Below are 15960 nucleotides of genomic sequence, written 5' to 3'. Positions count from 1 at the left end.
CAGATTACGGTTCCCCCACTCATGCCCGTCTCCCTTGCATCCGCCGATGCGGCTTCGTCCGCGCTGCCCTTCACCGCCGCCCTCACGCTCTTGCCGCAAGGCGTGCTGATGGGCTTCGCGATCGTCATCGGCCTCGTCGTCGGCAGCTTCCTGAACGTCGTGATCCATCGTCTGCCGATCATGCTCGAACGCGCATGGCGCGCCGATGCCGCCGATGCACTCGGCCACGCCGCAACGTCCACCGACACATCCGCCGACGCATCCGCCGAACTGTTCGCCGACGACGGCCTGCCCGCGCGCTACAACCTCTGGCTGCCGCGCAGCGCGTGCCCGCATTGCGGCCACGTCCTGCGCGCGTGGGAAAACATTCCGCTCGTCAGCTGGCTCGCGCTGCGCGGCCGCTGCTCGCACTGTCATGCGCGGGTGAGCGCTCGCTATCCGGCCATCGAGATCGCCAGCGCCGCTTGCGCCGTCGCTGCGCTGCTCGCGTTTGGTCCCACGGGCAAGGCGCTTGCTGCATTCGTGCTGTGCGCGGCGCTGATCGCCATGAGCGCCATCGACCTGGAACATCAGTTGCTGCCCGACGCGCTCACGCTGCCGCTCGTCTGGGCCGGGCTGCTCGTCAATCTCGCGGAAACGTTCACCGATCTGCACGCGGCCGTGATCGGCGCGGTGGCCGGCTACGTCGCGCTCTGGTGCGTCTACTGGCTGTTCAAACTGCTGCGTGGCGTCGAAGGCATGGGGCACGGCGACTTCAAGCTGCTCGCGGCGCTCGGCGCGTGGCTCGGCTGGAGCGCGCTGCCGCAGATCGTCGTGATCGCGGCGGTGGCCGGCGCTGTCGTCGGTCTCGTTGCAACGGCGAGCGGGCGCATGCGTTTCGAGGAACCGCTGCCGTTCGGGCCTTATCTCGCCGCGGGCGCGCTCATCACGCTGTTCGCGGGCACGCCGCTCTATGCGGCGTTCGCCGCCTTCGCCTGGGGGACCTGATCGATGACTGCAACGATTGATCCTTTCACGCTGGGTCTCACGGGCGGCATCGGCAGCGGCAAGTCCACGGTCGCCGACCTGTTCGCGGCGCGCGGCGTGCCGCTCGTCGATACGGACGTGATCGCGCATCGCATCACCGCGCCCGGCGGCCTGGCGATGGCGCCGATCGCCGCGCAATTCGGCCCCGAATTCGTCGCCGCCGACGGCTCGATGGATCGCGCCCGCATGCGCGCACTCGTGTTCAGCGACGAAGCCGCGCGCAAGCGGCTCGAGGCCATCACGCATCCGCTGATCCGCGCGGAAACGGAGCGCGAAACGCGCGAGGCGAACGGGCCGTATGTGATCGTGGTCGTGCCGCTGCTCGTCGAGTCGGGCACGTGGAAGTCGCGCGTCGCGCGCGTGCTCGTCGTCGATTGCAGCGTGCAAACGCAGATCGGGCGTGTGATGCGCCGCAACGGCTTCAGCCGCGAGCAGGTGGAAGCGATCATCGCGCGCCAGGCCACGCGCGATGCGCGCCTCGCGGCCGCCGACGATGTGATCGTCAACGACGGCGCCACGCTCGACACGCTCGCGCAGGACGTCGAAATACTGCATCGGCGCTATCTCGCGCTTGCGGGCGCGCAAAACACTGCGCGTTAGCAGACGGACGCGGCGCGAACGCATGCTGCAACCACGCGCCATGCTGCGTTCGCCGCGCGCGATCAGGGCCTGAAAATGGCCGGATTGCGCGCCACATCGCGGCGCGACACATAGCTGGAGTAGGGTCTCTCGCAATCGCGGGCCGTGTGCGATTGCGACAGTAGTCCCACGGCATTAGAATGTCCTGCAATCCTTCACACCGACCACGTCCGAGGCGAGCGCGCTTGATTCTTTACGAGTATCCCTTCAACGAGCGAATCCGGACGCTGCTGCGCCTTGAGGACCTGTTCGAGCGCTTCACGTTTTTCCTGACCCAGGAAGACCCGAGGGAACATCACGTCGCGCTCACGACGCTGTTCGAAATCGCGGAAGTCGCGGGCCGTGCCGACCTCAAGTCGGACCTGATGAAAGAACTCGAGAGACAGCGTCAGACGCTCGCTCCGTTCCGCGGCAATCCCGGCATCGAACAGAACGCGCTCGAAACCGTCCTCGGCGAAATCGAGCAGACGCTCGCGGGTCTCACGCAGATGCAGGGCAAGACCGGCCAGCATCTCGCGGACAACGAATGGCTCACGAGCATTCGCAGCCGCGCGATCATTCCGGGCGGCACCTGCAAATTCGACCTGCCGTCGTATTACGCGTGGCAACAACTGCACGCCGACCAGCGCCGCCAGGACATCGCCAAATGGGTCACGCCGCTGCTGCCGCTGCGCGACGCCGCGGGCATCGTGCTGCGTCTCGCGCGCGAATCCGGTCAGGCGTCGAAAGTCATGGCCATGCAGGGCAGCTACCAGCAGATGCTCTCGGGCCGCACGTATCAGCTGATGCAGGTGCGCGTGGCACCGGATTTGCGCGTGATCCCCGAAGCGAGCGCCAACAAATACATGCTGTGGGTGCGCTTCACGGTGCAGGACGGCGATCTGCGTCCGCGCGCCGTCGATCAGGACGTGCCGTTCCAGCTCACGCTCTGCAGTCTGTAAGCACGCTGAGCACGGCCACGGCGCCTGCCACACCTTGCCAACCGCGCCGCCCGTCGGCGGCGCACAGCTACTGAACGTTCGACCGAATGACCACTGTCGTGAAATGTCCGACCTGCGGCAAGGATGTCCGCTGGGTTCCCGAAAACCGCTTCCGCCCCTTCTGCTCCGAACGCTGCAAGCAGATGGATCTGGGCGCCTGGGCCGCCGAAAAGTACCGGATCGGCGGCAACGAAGAAGACACGCCGCCGGACGACGAAGCGCCGCCCACGGATACGCGTCAGTAAGCGCGCCGCCAGATCCAGGCGATCCGCGCCCCAATGAAAAAAGCCGCTGTGCTCGTCGCACCGCGGCTTTTGTCTTTACAGCGTTGCGCTTACTCCGCCGCGAGCCACTCCAGCACGGGAATGGTCGCCGGCAGCAGCGGCTCGACGCTGGCCGGCAGCGACTGCCAGACGAACGCCTGGCCTTCGCGGCCATGCGGCTCGCCGGTCCACTCGGTGACCTTGCAGAAGTAGAGCCGCACGTAGGCATGCGGGTAATCGTGCTCGAGCGTATGCCAGCGATGGCAGGCCTTCACGTCGATGCCCAGTTCCTCGTGCAGTTCGCGCGCGAGCGCGGCCTCGACCGACTCGCCTTTCTCCAGCTTGCCGCCGGGAAATTCCCAGTAGCCCGCATAAGGCTTGCCCTCGGGACGCTGCGCGAGCAAATAGCGCCCGTCCGGCTGCACCAGCACGCCCACGGCCACCTCGGTGACGGGGCGCGCCTGCGGATTGTTTGCGCCGTTCGCGCCGCTCGCGCCGTCCTTGCCTTGCTCGCTCATGCCTCTTGCGCCTTCTTGCCCGACCAGTCGCGCGCGAATTGCCACGCCACGCGGCCCGAGCGCGAACCGCGCTCCAGCGCCCAGACGAGCGCGTCGCCGCGCGCCGATTCCACTTCGGCGTCGCTGCATTCGAAGTGACGCAGCCAGTGGCCGACGATCGTCAGATAGTCGTCCTGCTTGAACGGATAGAAGCTGACCCACAGGCCGAAACGTTCCGACAGCGAGATCTTCTCTTCCACCACTTCGCCCGGATGAATCTCACCGTCGGGCATGTGCTTGTAGGACTCGTTGTCGCTCATGTACTCGGGCAGCAGATGGCGGCGGTTCGAGGTCGCGTAGATCAGCACGTTGTCCGACTGCGCGGCCACCGAGCCGTCGAGCGCCACCTTGAGCGCCTTGTAGCCCGACTCGCCGTCCTCGAATGAGAGATCGTCGCAGAACACGATGAAGCGTTCAGGACGCGTCGAAATCAGATCGACGATATCGCCGAGATCGTGCAGATCGTCCTTGTCGACTTCGATCAGGCGCAGGCCGTCCTGCGCGTAGGCGTTCAGGCAGGCCTTGATCAGCGACGACTTGCCGGTGCCGCGCGCGCCCGTCAGCAGCACGTTGTTCGCGGGCTTCTTCTGCACGAACTGGCGCGTGTTGCGGTCGATGAGGTCCTTCTGGCGGTCGATGTTCTGCAGGTCGTCGAGCGCGATCGTCGAGATCGCCGGGACCGCTTGCAGGAAGCCGCGGCCCTGGCGCTTGCGCCAGCGGAACGCGATCGCCGAGTTCCAGTCGACTTCGGGCGTCGCCGGCGGCAGCACGGCTTCGAGGCGGCCGAGCAGTGCTTCGGCGCGGGTCAGAAACTGTTCGAGCTTGTCCATTGCGTCTTGCTTAGAAAGATCAGGAACGGATTAAGAACGGTAATCGGCGTTGATGCTCACATAGTCGTGCGAGAGATCGCAGGTCCAGACCGTGGCTTCGGCGTTACCGCGGCCGAGCACCACGCGGATCAGGATCTCGCTCTTCTTCATGACGCGCTGGCCGTCTTCTTCCTTGTATTCAGGATTGCGGCCGCCGGCCTTCGCGACGAGCACGTCGTCGAGATACAGGTCGATCTTGCCGACGTCGAGATCCGTCACGCCCGCATAACCGATCGCGGCCAGGATGCGGCCGAGGTTGGGGTCCGAGGCGTAGAACGCCGTCTTCACGAGCGGCGAGTGGCCGATCGCGTAGGCGATCTGGCGGCATTCGGCGACGTCCTTGCCGCCTTCCACCTGGATCGTCATGAACTTGGTCGCACCTTCGCCGTCGCGCACGATCAGTTGCGAGAGCGTCTGCGCCACTTCCGTGACGGCGTCGCGCAGCGCGGCGTACGCGGGCGAATCCGTCGACGTGATCGCGGGCAGGCTCGATTTGCCCGAGGCGATCAGGATGAACGAGTCGTTGGTCGAGGTGTCGCCGTCGATCGTCACGCAGTTGAACGAGCGGTCGGCCACGTGCTTCACGAGTTCGTCGAGCACCGGCTGTGCGACGTTCGCGTCGAACGCGAGGAAGCCGAGCATGGTCGCCATGTTCGGCTTGATCATGCCCGCGCCCTTGCTGATGCCCGTGAACGTGATCGTGTGGCCGTCGACGTCGATCTTGCGCGACACGGCCTTCGGCAGCGTGTCCGTGGTCATGATCGCCTGTGCGGCGTCGTACCAGTTGTCGGCCTTGCGGTTCGCGAGCGCGGCGGGCAGACCGGCGACGAGGCGATCGATCGGCAGCGGTTCGAGAATCACGCCCGTGGAGAACGGCAGCACCTGCGACGGTTCGATGCCCGCCAGCTTCGCGAGCGCGTCGCAGGTTTCGCGCGTGTTCGCCATGCCCGGCTCGCCCGTGCCCGCGTTCGCGTTGCCCGTGTTGATCACGAGCGCGCGGATCCCCTTGCCGCCCGCGCGCACGTTCGCGAGATGCTCGCGGCACACCGTGACCGGCGCGGCGCAGAAGCGGTTGAGCGTAAACACGCCCGCAACGCTCGCGCTTTCATCGACGGAAATCACCAGCAAGTCCTTGCGGTTGGGCTTGCGGATATGCGCTTCGGCCCAGCCGAGCGTCACGCCGGCGACCGGATGAAGTTGGGCAGGATCGATCGAGGGGAAATTGACAGCCATGAGGGCGACCTGTCGAAAAGGCAATGCCGGCCCCGGCGTCTGAAGGCCGGGCCGGCATCGAGGATTCATAACGCAAGGCCCGCCTTGATGAGCGGGCCACCGGAATCAACGCGCAAGCACGTCGTGAAGCAGGCGGCGCGAGCGTCGTGCATCTAGCGCGACGGTTGCGCCACGCCGCATCACGCGATCTTGCCGTGGCACTGCTTGTACTTCTTGCCGCTGCCGCACGGGCACGGGTCGTTGCGGCCGACCTTCGGCACGCCGTCGGCGCCGAGCGCTTCGTGGCTCATGGCCGCGCCGACCATCGCCGCGGCGGCGTCCGCCGCGACCGGAGCGGCCGCCGGCACGCCTTCGCCCGCTTCCGCGAACTCGGCATGACGGAACTCGACGTTCTCGAGATGACCGCCCTGTTCTTCCATCTGCTCGGCGGCGTCTTCGAGTTGCTCCTGCGACTGGATCTGCACGTTCATGACGATGCGCGTGACTTCCGTCTTCACCGCGTCGAGCATCGCGGCGAACAGTTCGAACGCTTCGCGCTTGTATTCCTGCTTCGGGTTCTTCTGCGCATAGCCGCGCAGATGGATGCCCTGACGCAGGTGGTCGAGCGCCGCGAGGTGTTCGCGCCAGCTGCGGTCGAGCGTCTGCAGCATGACCGAGCGCTCGAATCCGCTGAACGACTCGCGGCCCACGAGCGCGACCTTCTGCTCGTACGCTTCGTCGGCGGCGGCGAGCACGGCTTCGAGAATCTCGTCCGCGTCGATCGACGACGACTCGTTGATCATTTCCTGGATCGCGAGGTCGAGCTGCCATTCGTTGCGCAGCACTTCCTCGAGTTCGGGCACGTCCCACTGTTCTTCGATGCTGCCCGCCGGCACGAACTGGCGCACGATCTCGGTGATCACGCCATGACGCATCGCGCCGATGGTTTCGGTGATGTCGTGCGCTTCGAGCAGTTCGTTGCGCTGCTGGTAGATCACCTTGCGCTGGTCGTTCGAGACGTCGTCGTATTCGAGCAGCTGCTTGCGGATGTCGAAGTTACGCGCTTCGACCTTGCGCTGCGCCGACTCGATCGAACGCGTGACGATGCCCGCCTCGATCGCCTCGCCTTCCGGCATCTTCAGGCGATCCATGATCGAGCGCACGCGGTCGCCCGCGAAAATGCGCAGCAGCGGGTCTTCGAGCGACAGATAGAAGCGCGACGAACCCGGATCGCCCTGACGGCCCGCACGGCCGCGCAACTGGTTGTCGATACGGCGTGACTCGTGACGCTCGGTGCCGATGATGTGCAGACCGCCCGCGGCCTTCACCTGATCGTGCAGCGTCTGCCATTCGTCGTGCAGCTGCTGGATGCGGCGCGCCTTTTCGTCGGCCGGAATCGCCTCGTCGGCCTCGATGAACGCGGCCTGCTTTTCGGCGTTGCCGCCCAGCACGATGTCGGTACCGCGGCCCGCCATGTTGGTGGCGATGGTGATGCGCTTCGGACGGCCGGCTTCGGCGACGATCGCGGCTTCACGGCCGTGCTGCTTGGCGTTGAGCACGTCGTGCGGCAGACCCGCCTGCGTGAGCAGATGCGAGAGCAGTTCCGAGTTTTCGATCGACGTCGTGCCGACCAGCACCGGCTGACCCCGCTCGAAGCATTCGCGGATGTCGCGAATCACGGCGTCGTAGCGCTCCTTGGCCGTCTTGTAGATCTGATCCTGCTTGTCGATCCGCTTCGGCACACGGTTGGTCGGGACCACGACCGTTTCGAGACCGTAGATCTCGTTGAACTCGTACGCTTCGGTATCCGCCGTACCCGTCATGCCCGAGAGCTTGGCGTACATGCGGAAGTAGTTCTGGAACGTGATCGACGCGAGCGTCTGGTTCTCGCTCTGGATCTTGACGTGTTCCTTCGCTTCCACGGCCTGATGCAAGCCATCCGACCAGCGGCGGCCGGCCATCAGACGGCCCGTGAATTCGTCGACGATCACGACTTCGCCGTTCTGCACGACGTAGTGCTGATCCTTGAAGAACAGCGTGTGCGCGCGCAGTGCGGCGTACACGTGGTGCATCAGCGTGATGTTCTGCGGCGCGTAGAGGCTTTCGCCCTGGCCGATCAGGCCCCACTCGGCGAGCATGCGCTCGGCTTTTTCGTGGCCCGATTCCGTGAGGAACACCTGGCGCGCCTTTTCGTCGAGCGTGTAATCGCCCGGCTTTTCAACGCCCGTGCCGTCGGCCTTCTCTTCGCCGATCTGGCGTTCGAGCAGCGGCGGCAGCGCGTTCATGCGCACGTAGAGTTCGGTGTGGTCCTCGGCCTGGCCCGAGATGATGAGCGGCGTACGCGCTTCGTCGATCAGGATCGAGTCCACTTCGTCGACCACGGCGAAATTCAGCGCGCGCTGCACGCGCGCCTCGGTCTCGTAGACCATGTTGTCGCGCAGATAGTCGAAGCCGAACTCGTTGTTCGTGCCGTAGGTGATGTCGGCGCCGTAGGCTTCCTGCTTCATGCCGTGGTCCATCTGCGACAGATTGATGCCGACGGAAAGACCGAGGAAGTTATAGAGACGCGCCATCCACTCGGCGTCGCGCTGGGCCAGGTAGTCGTTCACCGTGACGACGTGCACGCCGCGGCCCGAGAGCGCATTGAGATACACGGGCAGCGTGGCGACGAGCGTCTTGCCCTCGCCCGTGCGCATTTCGGCGATCTTGCCGTAGTGCAGCACCATGCCGCCGATCAGCTGCACGTCGAAGTGACGCATCTTCAGCACGCGCTTGCTGGCCTCGCGGCAGACGGCGAACGCTTCGGGCAGCAGGTCGTCGAGCGACGTGCCCTTGGCGACGCGCTCGCGGAATTCGGTGGTCTTGGCGCGCAGTTGCTCGTCGGTGTACTGCTCGATCGTCGGTTCGAGCGCGTTGATCGCCGCGACCGTCTTCTGATATTGCTTGATCAGGCGCTGATTGCGGCTGCCAAAGATTTTCTGTAAGAAACCGGTGGTCATCGGATCGGTGTCTGCGTCGCGGCTTCGGCCGGGATTCCTGCGCGGCTCGTGTGCGCCCGGATTGCGCCAGGTTTGCATACGACTCGCGCCACGCACCCGGATCGGAAAGACCTCGGCGGCTTAAGCCCAAATTGGTGGATTCGAATCGGGCATTTTAGCACGCACCCTTGACGCCGCCTGTGTCAGCGCCGTGATCGGTGCAGCGCGCCATGCCCGCGCTGACGCGGCCCCTGCAGCGGCGCGCGACGCGCAACGGCCACTCCACGGGACGCGTGGACGGAAAGCGCGCAGCCTACGTCAGGCTACAATCACGACATCGCCGCGCAGCCCGCGCGCGCTCCCATTCCTGCCACATGAGCCGTTTCTCGCCGATTTCAAGGCCTGGCGCCCCGCGAGCCCCCGGCGCTGCACGTCCCGCCGGCGGTTCGCGCAAGCCCGGCGGCCCGCGCGCACCGCAACTGCTCACCGAAGTGCTGAGCCGCACCGACGCGTTCGCGCCGCTGCGCGCGGGCGTCGAGCAGATCTCGGCGATCCAGCGCGATCTGAACGCCCTGCTGCCCGACTATCTCGCGTCGAGCGTGGAGCCCGGCTTCATCAAGGAGGGCAAGCTCGCGCTGTTCGCCGCTCACAACGCGCTCGCGGCGCGTCTGCGCCATCTGGAGCCGCGCCTCGTCGCCGACTTGCAGGCACGCGGCTGGCCGATCGACGGCGTGCGCATCCGCGTGCGTCCGCAGGCCGTGAAGGAGCCGCCGCAGCCCAAGCAGGCGCGCATGACGCCCGTGGGCGCCGCCGCGCTCGCCACGCTCAGCGAGAACCTGCCGCCCTCGCCGCTTCAGGAAGCGCTCGCGAAGATGGCGGCGCGGCATCTGAAGCGCCGCTAGGCGCTCCGCGGCACCACGCCGCAGGCGCGTGACAATCCAGCGAATAGCGCGCGGAAAACAAAAAAGGGTGGCTTATCGCCACCCTTTTTCATGTCTGCGCATTGCGCGCCGAGCATCAGGCAAATGCCGTCTGCGCCTCGTAACCGAAGCCGCGCGGCGCCTTCTGCGTATCGTCGAAGGTGACGATTTCATAAGCGTCTTCATGCGCGAGCAGCTCGCGCAGCAGCGCGTTGTTCAGGCCGTGACCCGACTTGTACGCGTCGTACGCCGCCAGCAGCGGATGGCCGACCACGTAGAGGTCGCCGATCGCGTCGAGCATCTTGTGCTTCACGAACTCGTCGTCGTAACGCAGGCCATCGTTGTTCAGGATGCGGTACTCGTCGAGCACGATCGCGTTGTCCATGCTGCCGCCGCGTGCGAGGCCCAGTTCGCGCATCATTTCCACTTCATGCGCGAAGCCGAACGTACGCGCACGGGCGATTTCACGCACATACGAGGTGTTCGCGAAGTCGACTTCGAGCGCCTGACCGGTCTTGTCCACGGCCGGGTGACGGAAGTCGATGGTGAACTTGAGCTTGAAGCCGAAGAACGGATCGAGGCGCGCGAATTTGTCGCCGTCGCGCACTTCCACGGTCTTCTTCACCTTGATGAACTTCTTCGGTGCGTTCTGTTCCTCGATGCCCGCCGACTGGATCAGGAACACGAACGACGAGGCGCTGCCGTCCATGATCGGGATCTCTTCAGCCGTGACGTCGACGTAGAGATTGTCGATACCGAGACCCGCGCACGCGGACATCAAGTGCTCGACCGTCGAAACGCGCGCACCGTCCTTCTGCAGCACCGAGGCGAGACGCGTGTCGCCGATCGACATCGCCGATGCGGGGATGTCCACCGGAGTCGGCAAATCCACGCGCGAAAACACGATGCCCGTGTCCGGCGCCGCCGGGCGGAGCGTCAGATTGACTTTGCGGCCCGAGTGCAGGCCGATGCCAACCGTTTTCACGATCGATTTGATGGTTCGCTGCTTCAACATAGTGTTCTGCTCATTGAAAATCCCAATCGGGACTTTTTAACTCATAGCGCCAATTATACTCCAAGTCTGCAGAAACCGCCGTCGTCCCGGGCGTGACAATCTGTTTCCCGTTGTTACGCTGCGGGGATGGACGACGGGCCGATGACCGGAACGGAGGCGTTCCCGGCCATCGGCCCGCACGGCTTGAAGTAAACACCCGTCACATTTGCGGCGCCGGCCCGTTGCGCGAGGGCAACGCTGACACGGCTAACGCGCTCATGCGGGGCTCAGCGCAGCCAGGATGCTCGCGGCATCGCTGACTTCGAATTTGCCGGGCGCCTCGACGTTCAGCGTCTTGACCACGCCGTCGTCGATCACCATGGCGTAGCGCTGGGACCGAATGCCCATGCCACGCGCCGACAAATCCTGCTCCAGACCGAGCGCACGGGTGAACGCCGCGCTGCCGTCGGCCATCATGCGTACCTTGCCCGAGGTCCGCTGATCGCGCCCCCACGCGCCCATCACGAACGCGTCGTTGACGGACACACACCAGATTTCGTCGACGCCCGCCGCGCGCAGCGCGTCGAACTGTTCGACATAACCCGGCACGTGTTTCGCCGAGCAGGTGGGCGTGAAAGCGCCGGGCAATCCGAAGATCACCACGCGCTTGCCCGCCGTCTGCTCGCGCACGCCGAAGCTGTTAGGCCCCAGCGTGCAGCCCGCGCGCTCGTCTTCGATGAACTCGAAGAGGGTCGCATCGGGCAGCGTATCACCCTGTTTAATCATGGCTCGTCCTTCACATCGATGCGCAAAGCACTCCGGCACGCCGCATCGGGCCATCATACGCCCGGCCGCAAAAGCCCGAGGAATCCGCCGGCGCGCGGCTCACGCACCAGACATGCGTGCTCGCGACACCTGCCAGCAGCACCTTTCACAACGCCTGACGGCAGCCTGGACAGCACGCCGTGCGTCGAAACGCAGCGGGCAAGCGTCCGTGCCGGGCATCCACGCGGATGCGGCGTTGCGGATTCTTCCTCGTCTTCTCGCGACTTGCAGCCAGCCTGACCGTCCGCGGGCGGGGCGCAACTGAATGCGCCACGCCGCAGCCGGATCTGAGCAGTGCGCAGTCCGCCTTAGTCCGCCTGCTTGCGCAGGAACGCCGGGATGTCGTACGTGTCGACGCCCTTTTCCTGCAGCGCCTGCACGTGCGAAGCCGCGGTGTCGCGCGACGTGCGCCACACAGCCGGCGTGTCGAGCGCGCCGTAGTCGGCGGTGTTCGGCGGCGGTGCGTACGAATGCGGCGCGGCGGCAACCGGATGGTTGTCCGTGCCCGTACGCAGCAGCGTCATCGGCGCGGCTTGCTGCTTCGATGCGGCAGCGCGGCCGAGGCCCGTTGCCACCACCGTCACGCGCAGCGCGTCGCCCATCGCGTCGTCGTACACGGCACCGAAGATCACCGTGGCGTCTTCCGCCGCGTAGCTCTTGATGGTGTTCATGACTTCACGCGTTTCCGACAGACGCAGCGAACGGCTCGACGTGATGTTGACCAGCACGCCACGCGCGCCCGACAGATCGACGCCTTCGAGCAGCGGGCTTGCGACCGCCTGTTCGGCAGCGAGGCGCGCGCGATCGACGCCGGCCACCGTGGCCGTGCCCATCATCGCCTTGCCCTGCTCGCCCATCACCGTCTTCACGTCTTCGAAGTCGACGTTCACCAGACCGTCGACGTTGATGATTTCGGCGATGCCTGCGACTGCATTGTTCAGAACGTCGTCCGCGCACTGGAAGCACTTGTCCATCTCGGCGTCATCGCCCATCACGTCGAACAGCTTGTCGTTCAGGACGACGATCAGCGAGTCGACGTGATCCTCCAGTTGCTGCGAGCCGGCTTCCGCCACGCGCATGCGCTTGCCACCTTCGAATTCAAACGGCTTGCTCACGACACCGACCGTGAGAATGCCCATTTCCTTGGCGATCTGCGCGACCACCGGCGCTGCGCCCGTGCCCGTGCCGCCGCCCATGCCGGCGGTGATGAACACCATGTGCGCGCCACGCAGCGAGTCGGCGATGCGCTCACGCGCTTCTTCCGCTGCCGCACGGCCCATCTCCGGCTTCGCGCCGGCGCCAAGGCCGGTCACGCCGAGCTGGATCACGGCCGGCGCGCGCGAACGCGAGAGCGCCTGGGCGTCCGTGTTCATCACGATGAAGTCGACGCCTTGCACGCCGCGGTTGATCATGTGCTGAACGGCATTGCCGCCAGCGCCACCGACGCCCACCACCTTGATGATGGTGCCGTTGGTTTCCGTTTCCAGCATCTGGAATTCCATGTTGCCTCCGTCAAGAAAAAGATTCCGCTCCTCGGCAGTTATTCAGGGAGAGTCGGGCAACCCTCCACTGCGCGCCAGCCGCCGTCACCAGCGCTACTCGGTCTCTGCTTTAACCCTTGCTGCTGCGTTACCTGCTTCAACCTGTCGGCGCGGTATCAGAAGTTGCCGAGAAACCAGTCCTTCATACGCGTGAAGACCTGGCCCATCGATCCCGACTGCACCGCTACCTTGCGGCCGCGCATACGCTGCGCGCGGCCTTCCGCCAGCAGACCCATCGCCGTCGAATAGCGCGGATTGCGCACGACGTCGGCGAGACCGCCCGCGTACTCCGGCACGCCAATGCGCACCGGCTTCAAAAAGATGTCTTCGCCCAGCTCGACCATGCCCGGCATCATCGCCGCGCCGCCCGTGAGGACCACGCCCGAGCTCAGCAGTTCTTCGTAACCCGACTCGCGCACGACCTGCTGCACGAGCGAGAACAGTTCTTCGACGCGCGGCTCGATCACGGCCGCCAGCGCCTGGCGCGACAGCGTGCGCGGACCGCGCTCGCCCAGCCCCGGCACTTCGATCATCTCGTCCGGGTCGGCGAGCGCCTGCTTTGCGATGCCGTAGCTCACCTTGATGTCTTCCGCGTCCGGCGTGGGCGTGCGCAGCGCCATGGCGATGTCGCTCGTCACCTGGTCGCCGGCGATCGGAATCACCGCCGTGTGACGGATCGCGCCTTCGCTGAAGATCGCGATGTCGGTCGTGCCGCCGCCCACGTCAACCAGCACCACGCCGAGTTCCTTCTCGTCGTCGGTGAGCACCGCCAGCGACGACGCCAGCGGTTGCAGGATCAGGTCGTTCACTTCGAGGCCGCAACGGCGCACGCACTTCACGATGTTCTGCGCCGCGCTCACCGCGCCGGTGACGATATGCACCTTCACTTCGAGGCGGATGCCGCTCATGCCGATCGGCTCGCGCACATCTTCCTGACCGTCGATGATGAATTCCTGCGTGAGGATATGCAGCACCTGTTGATCGGTCGGGATGTTGATCGCCTTCGCGGTTTCGATCACGCGCGCAACGTCTGTCTGCGTGACTTCCTTCTCCTTGATGGCGACCATGCCGCTCGAGTTGAAGCTGCGGATATGGCTGCCTGCGATGCCGGTGAACACATTAGTGATCTTGCAGTCGGCCATGAGTTCCGCTTCTTCGAGCGCACGCTGGATAGACTGCACCGTGGCCTCGATGTTCACCACCACGCCCTTCTTGAGACCTTTCGATTCGCTCTGGCCGAGGCCGATCACCTCGTAGTGGCCTTCGCCCTTCAATTCGGCGACGACGGCCACCACCTTCGACGTCCCGATGTCGAGGCTGACCAGCAGATCCTTATAGTCTTTACTCATATCGTGCTCGTTGCGTGTGATGTGCTGTTACTTCTTGCCGGGGCCCGGCGTGTCGTTGATGAACCGCATACCGGCGGCCCGAATCGCGAAACCGTTCGGATAGCGCAAGTCCGCATACTCGATATCTTTCCCCCAGCGTTGCGTGACCGCTGACCACGCGGCGATGAGGCGATGCGAGCGCTCGCCGAGCGTGTCGGCGTTGCGCTCGCGGCCAAGCTCCACTTCCGTGCCGTTCGACAGCTTCACCGTCCACGCGTAGCGCGACGACAGCGTCACTTCGTCGGGCTCGAGGCCAAGCGGCGCGAACCACTTCTGCAGATCGCGATAGCGCGCGACCACTTCGGGCGCGGTGCCGTCGGGACCGTCGAACGCGGGCAGGTCTTCGTCGAGTTCGCCCTGGTTCGCCGTGAACAGTTCGCCGTCGGTGCTCACGAGCTGATCGCTGCCCCACGTGCCGAGCGGCTTGTACTCTTCGAGCGACACCGCCAGCGCATTCGGCCAGACGCGGCGCACGCTCGCATGGCGCACCCACGGCATCTGCTCGAACGCGGCGCGCGCGGTATCGAGATCGACGGTGAAGAAGTTGCCCTTCAGACGGCCGACCACGCTCGCACGCACCGTGGGCGAGTTGATGTGCTCGGTGTCGCCCTCGATGCGGATCTCGCGCAGCGCGAAGTTCGGACGCTGCACGAGCCAGTAGCAGCCAGCCGCCAGAAGCGCGAGCGCGAGCAGCGCGTGCAACGCGTTGGCGGCAAGGTTGAGCTGGCGTACGTTATTCCACATGTCGAGATTGTCGATTCAATGCGCGGACAGCAATTCGTCGGTCAGAGATTAATTAAGGGTTCAATCTTTCAGCGTGAGCGCCAGCACGCGCACCACGAGTTCGGGATACTCGATGCCCACCGAGCGCGCGGCCTTCGGCGGCAGCGAGTGATCGGTCATGCCGGGCGCCGTGTTCACTTCCAGGAAATACGGATTGCCTGCGCGGTCCATCATGAAATCGGCGCGGCCCCAGTCGGTGCAGCCGAGCACGTCGAACGCGCGGCGCGCGAGCTTCTTCAGTTCCGCTTCCTTCTCCGGCGCGACGCCGCACGGGATCAGATACTGCGTCGTGTCGAGGATGTACTTCGCGTCGTAGTCGTAGAACTCGCCGGCCGGCACGATCTTGATGATCGGCAGATCGAGGTCGCCCGCGATGCACGCGGTGTACTCGCCGCCGCCTTCGATGCTCTTTTCCACCAGCACGATCTTGTCGTGCTTCGCGGCTTCTTCGAGCGCGGGCACGAGTTCGGCGACCTGCTTCACCTTGATGACGGCCACGCTCGAGCCTTCGCTCGCGGGCTTCACGAACAGCGGCAGGCCGAGCTTCGCGACGATCTGCGGCGCGCGCGCCGCGAAGTCGTCGCCGCGCAGCACGGCTTCGAACGCCGGCGTGGGAATGCCCAGTTGCTGCCACACGAGCTTGCTGCGGAATTTGTCGAGGCCGAGCGCCGAACCGAGCACGCCCGTGCCCGTGTAGCGGATGCCGTAGAAGTCGAGCGCGCCCTGGATCTGGCCGTTCTCGCCGTAGCCGCCATGCAGCGCGTTGAACGCGCGCACGAAGCCTTCTTCCTTGAGCGCCGACAGCGGACGCTCGGACGGATCGAACGCGTGCGCGTCGATGCCCGCGCTCAGCAGCGCCTGCAGCACGAGCGAGCCCGACTTGAGCGAGACTTCGCGCTCGGCGGACACGCCGCCCAGCAGCACGGCCACCTTGCCGAACTGCTTCGGGTCGAACTTCTCGGATTGGATTTCGATACTGCTCATG

The 15960-nt window shown here is 65.4% G+C and carries 15 protein-coding genes; 5 read left to right on the top strand and 10 right to left on the bottom strand.

Annotated elements, in window-relative coordinates; all coding sequences use genetic code 11:
• Positions 1–21 precede the first annotated feature (21 nt).
• The 4 genes from U4Y88_RS24765 (at position 22) to U4Y88_RS24750 (ending at position 2890) form a co-directional block, all read left to right on the top strand.
• Positions 22–987 carry an A24 family peptidase gene (locus tag U4Y88_RS24765; RefSeq protein WP_321787113.1) on the top strand — a complete coding sequence of 322 codons (966 nt, stop codon included), beginning with the start codon at positions 22–24 and terminating at the stop codon, positions 985–987.
• Positions 988–990: 3 nt separating this feature from the next.
• The gene (coaE, locus tag U4Y88_RS24760) at positions 991–1626 is read left to right on the top strand and encodes a dephospho-CoA kinase (RefSeq protein ID WP_321787111.1); all 636 of its coding nucleotides are present in this window, start codon (positions 991–993) and stop codon (positions 1624–1626) included.
• 224 nt (positions 1627–1850) lie between these two features.
• Positions 1851–2606 (top strand): cell division protein ZapD, encoded by a 756-nt coding sequence (gene zapD / locus U4Y88_RS24755; RefSeq protein ID WP_224010187.1) that lies wholly within the window; start codon positions 1851–1853, stop codon positions 2604–2606.
• A gap of 86 nt (positions 2607–2692) precedes the next feature.
• Positions 2693–2890: a DNA gyrase inhibitor YacG gene (locus U4Y88_RS24750; protein WP_027817984.1), complete on the top strand. Its 198-nt coding sequence runs from the start codon at positions 2693–2695 to the stop codon at positions 2888–2890.
• A gap of 89 nt (positions 2891–2979) precedes the next feature.
• Here U4Y88_RS24750 and U4Y88_RS24745 read toward each other — a convergent pair whose 3' ends face one another.
• The 4 genes from U4Y88_RS24745 to secA form a co-directional block, all read right to left on the bottom strand.
• On the bottom strand, positions 2980–3426 hold the full coding sequence (locus tag U4Y88_RS24745; protein ID WP_321787109.1) for an NUDIX domain-containing protein: 447 nt from the start codon (positions 3424–3426) through the stop codon (positions 2980–2982).
• Positions 3423–4295 (bottom strand): ATP-binding protein, encoded by an 873-nt coding sequence (locus U4Y88_RS24740; protein ID WP_321787107.1) that lies wholly within the window; start codon positions 4293–4295, stop codon positions 3423–3425. Before U4Y88_RS24740 ends, U4Y88_RS24745 begins: the two co-directional genes overlap by 4 nt.
• 30 nt (positions 4296–4325) lie before the next feature.
• Positions 4326–5567: a bifunctional glutamate N-acetyltransferase/amino-acid acetyltransferase ArgJ gene (gene argJ, locus U4Y88_RS24735; protein ID WP_224010181.1), complete on the bottom strand. Its 1242-nt coding sequence runs from the start codon at positions 5565–5567 to the stop codon at positions 4326–4328.
• Between the two features lie 179 nt (positions 5568–5746).
• Positions 5747–8545, bottom strand: coding sequence for a preprotein translocase subunit SecA (gene secA / locus U4Y88_RS24730; protein ID WP_224010179.1), 2799 nt, complete (start codon positions 8543–8545; stop codon positions 5747–5749).
• A 353-nt stretch (positions 8546–8898) separates the two neighbouring features.
• Here secA and U4Y88_RS24725 point away from each other — a divergent pair, with 353 nt between their 5' ends.
• On the top strand, positions 8899–9426 hold the full coding sequence (locus U4Y88_RS24725; protein ID WP_310630518.1) for a DciA family protein: 528 nt from the start codon (positions 8899–8901) through the stop codon (positions 9424–9426).
• Between the two features lie 115 nt (positions 9427–9541).
• Here the strand turns inward: U4Y88_RS24725 and lpxC are convergent, their stop codons facing one another.
• The 6 genes from lpxC to U4Y88_RS24695 form a co-directional block, all read right to left on the bottom strand.
• Positions 9542–10459: a UDP-3-O-acyl-N-acetylglucosamine deacetylase gene (gene lpxC, locus U4Y88_RS24720; protein ID WP_321787105.1), complete on the bottom strand. Its 918-nt coding sequence runs from the start codon at positions 10457–10459 to the stop codon at positions 9542–9544.
• Positions 10460–10714: 255 nt separating this feature from the next.
• A complete protein-coding gene (locus tag U4Y88_RS24715) occupies positions 10715–11224 on the bottom strand; it encodes a peroxiredoxin (RefSeq protein ID WP_224010173.1) in 510 nt (169 codons plus the stop codon).
• 347 nt (positions 11225–11571) lie between these two features.
• Positions 11572–12765, bottom strand: coding sequence for a cell division protein FtsZ (gene ftsZ, locus U4Y88_RS24710; RefSeq protein WP_224010171.1), 1194 nt, complete (start codon positions 12763–12765; stop codon positions 11572–11574).
• A gap of 155 nt (positions 12766–12920) precedes the next feature.
• Positions 12921–14153 carry a cell division protein FtsA gene (gene ftsA / locus U4Y88_RS24705; protein WP_065060424.1) on the bottom strand — a complete coding sequence of 411 codons (1233 nt, stop codon included), beginning with the start codon at positions 14151–14153 and terminating at the stop codon, positions 12921–12923.
• 27 nt (positions 14154–14180) lie between these two features.
• Positions 14181–14936: a cell division protein FtsQ/DivIB gene (locus U4Y88_RS24700; protein WP_224010169.1), complete on the bottom strand. Its 756-nt coding sequence runs from the start codon at positions 14934–14936 to the stop codon at positions 14181–14183.
• Between the two features lie 60 nt (positions 14937–14996).
• A complete protein-coding gene (locus tag U4Y88_RS24695; protein ID WP_224010168.1) occupies positions 14997–15959 on the bottom strand; it encodes a D-alanine--D-alanine ligase in 963 nt (320 codons plus the stop codon).
• Between the last annotated feature and the right edge of the window lies 1 nt (position 15960).

The sequence above is a fragment of the Paraburkholderia sp. J94 genome (genome assembly GCF_905220285.1).
Lineage (GTDB): Bacteria > Pseudomonadota > Gammaproteobacteria > Burkholderiales > Burkholderiaceae > Paraburkholderia > Paraburkholderia tropica_A.
The sequence above is the reverse complement of the archived record's forward strand: the minus strand, read 5'-3'. Positions and strand labels throughout refer to the sequence as shown.

Coding starts and splice junctions, on each gene's coding strand:
- U4Y88_RS24700 (WP_224010169.1), bottom strand. CDS start 14,936: ATGTGGAATAACGTACGCCAGCTCAACCTTGCCGCCAACGCGTTGCAC.
- U4Y88_RS24740 (WP_321787107.1), bottom strand. CDS start 4,295: ATGGACAAGCTCGAACAGTTTCTGACCCGCGCCGAAGCACTGCTCGGC.
- U4Y88_RS24725 (WP_310630518.1), top strand. CDS start 8,899: ATGAGCCGTTTCTCGCCGATTTCAAGGCCTGGCGCCCCGCGAGCCCCC.
- argJ (WP_224010181.1), bottom strand. CDS start 5,567: ATGGCTGTCAATTTCCCCTCGATCGATCCTGCCCAACTTCATCCGGTC.
- lpxC (WP_321787105.1), bottom strand. CDS start 10,459: ATGTTGAAGCAGCGAACCATCAAATCGATCGTGAAAACGGTTGGCATC.
- U4Y88_RS24765 (WP_321787113.1), top strand. CDS start 22: ATGCCCGTCTCCCTTGCATCCGCCGATGCGGCTTCGTCCGCGCTGCCC.
- U4Y88_RS24750 (WP_027817984.1), top strand. CDS start 2,693: ATGACCACTGTCGTGAAATGTCCGACCTGCGGCAAGGATGTCCGCTGG.
- coaE (WP_321787111.1), top strand. CDS start 991: ATGACTGCAACGATTGATCCTTTCACGCTGGGTCTCACGGGCGGCATC.
- U4Y88_RS24745 (WP_321787109.1), bottom strand. CDS start 3,426: ATGAGCGAGCAAGGCAAGGACGGCGCGAGCGGCGCGAACGGCGCAAAC.
- ftsZ (WP_224010171.1), bottom strand. CDS start 12,765: ATGGAATTCCAGATGCTGGAAACGGAAACCAACGGCACCATCATCAAG.
- ftsA (WP_065060424.1), bottom strand. CDS start 14,153: ATGAGTAAAGACTATAAGGATCTGCTGGTCAGCCTCGACATCGGGACG.
- U4Y88_RS24695 (WP_224010168.1), bottom strand. CDS start 15,959: ATGAGCAGTATCGAAATCCAATCCGAGAAGTTCGACCCGAAGCAGTTC.
- U4Y88_RS24715 (WP_224010173.1), bottom strand. CDS start 11,224: ATGATTAAACAGGGTGATACGCTGCCCGATGCGACCCTCTTCGAGTTC.
- secA (WP_224010179.1), bottom strand. CDS start 8,545: ATGACCACCGGTTTCTTACAGAAAATCTTTGGCAGCCGCAATCAGCGC.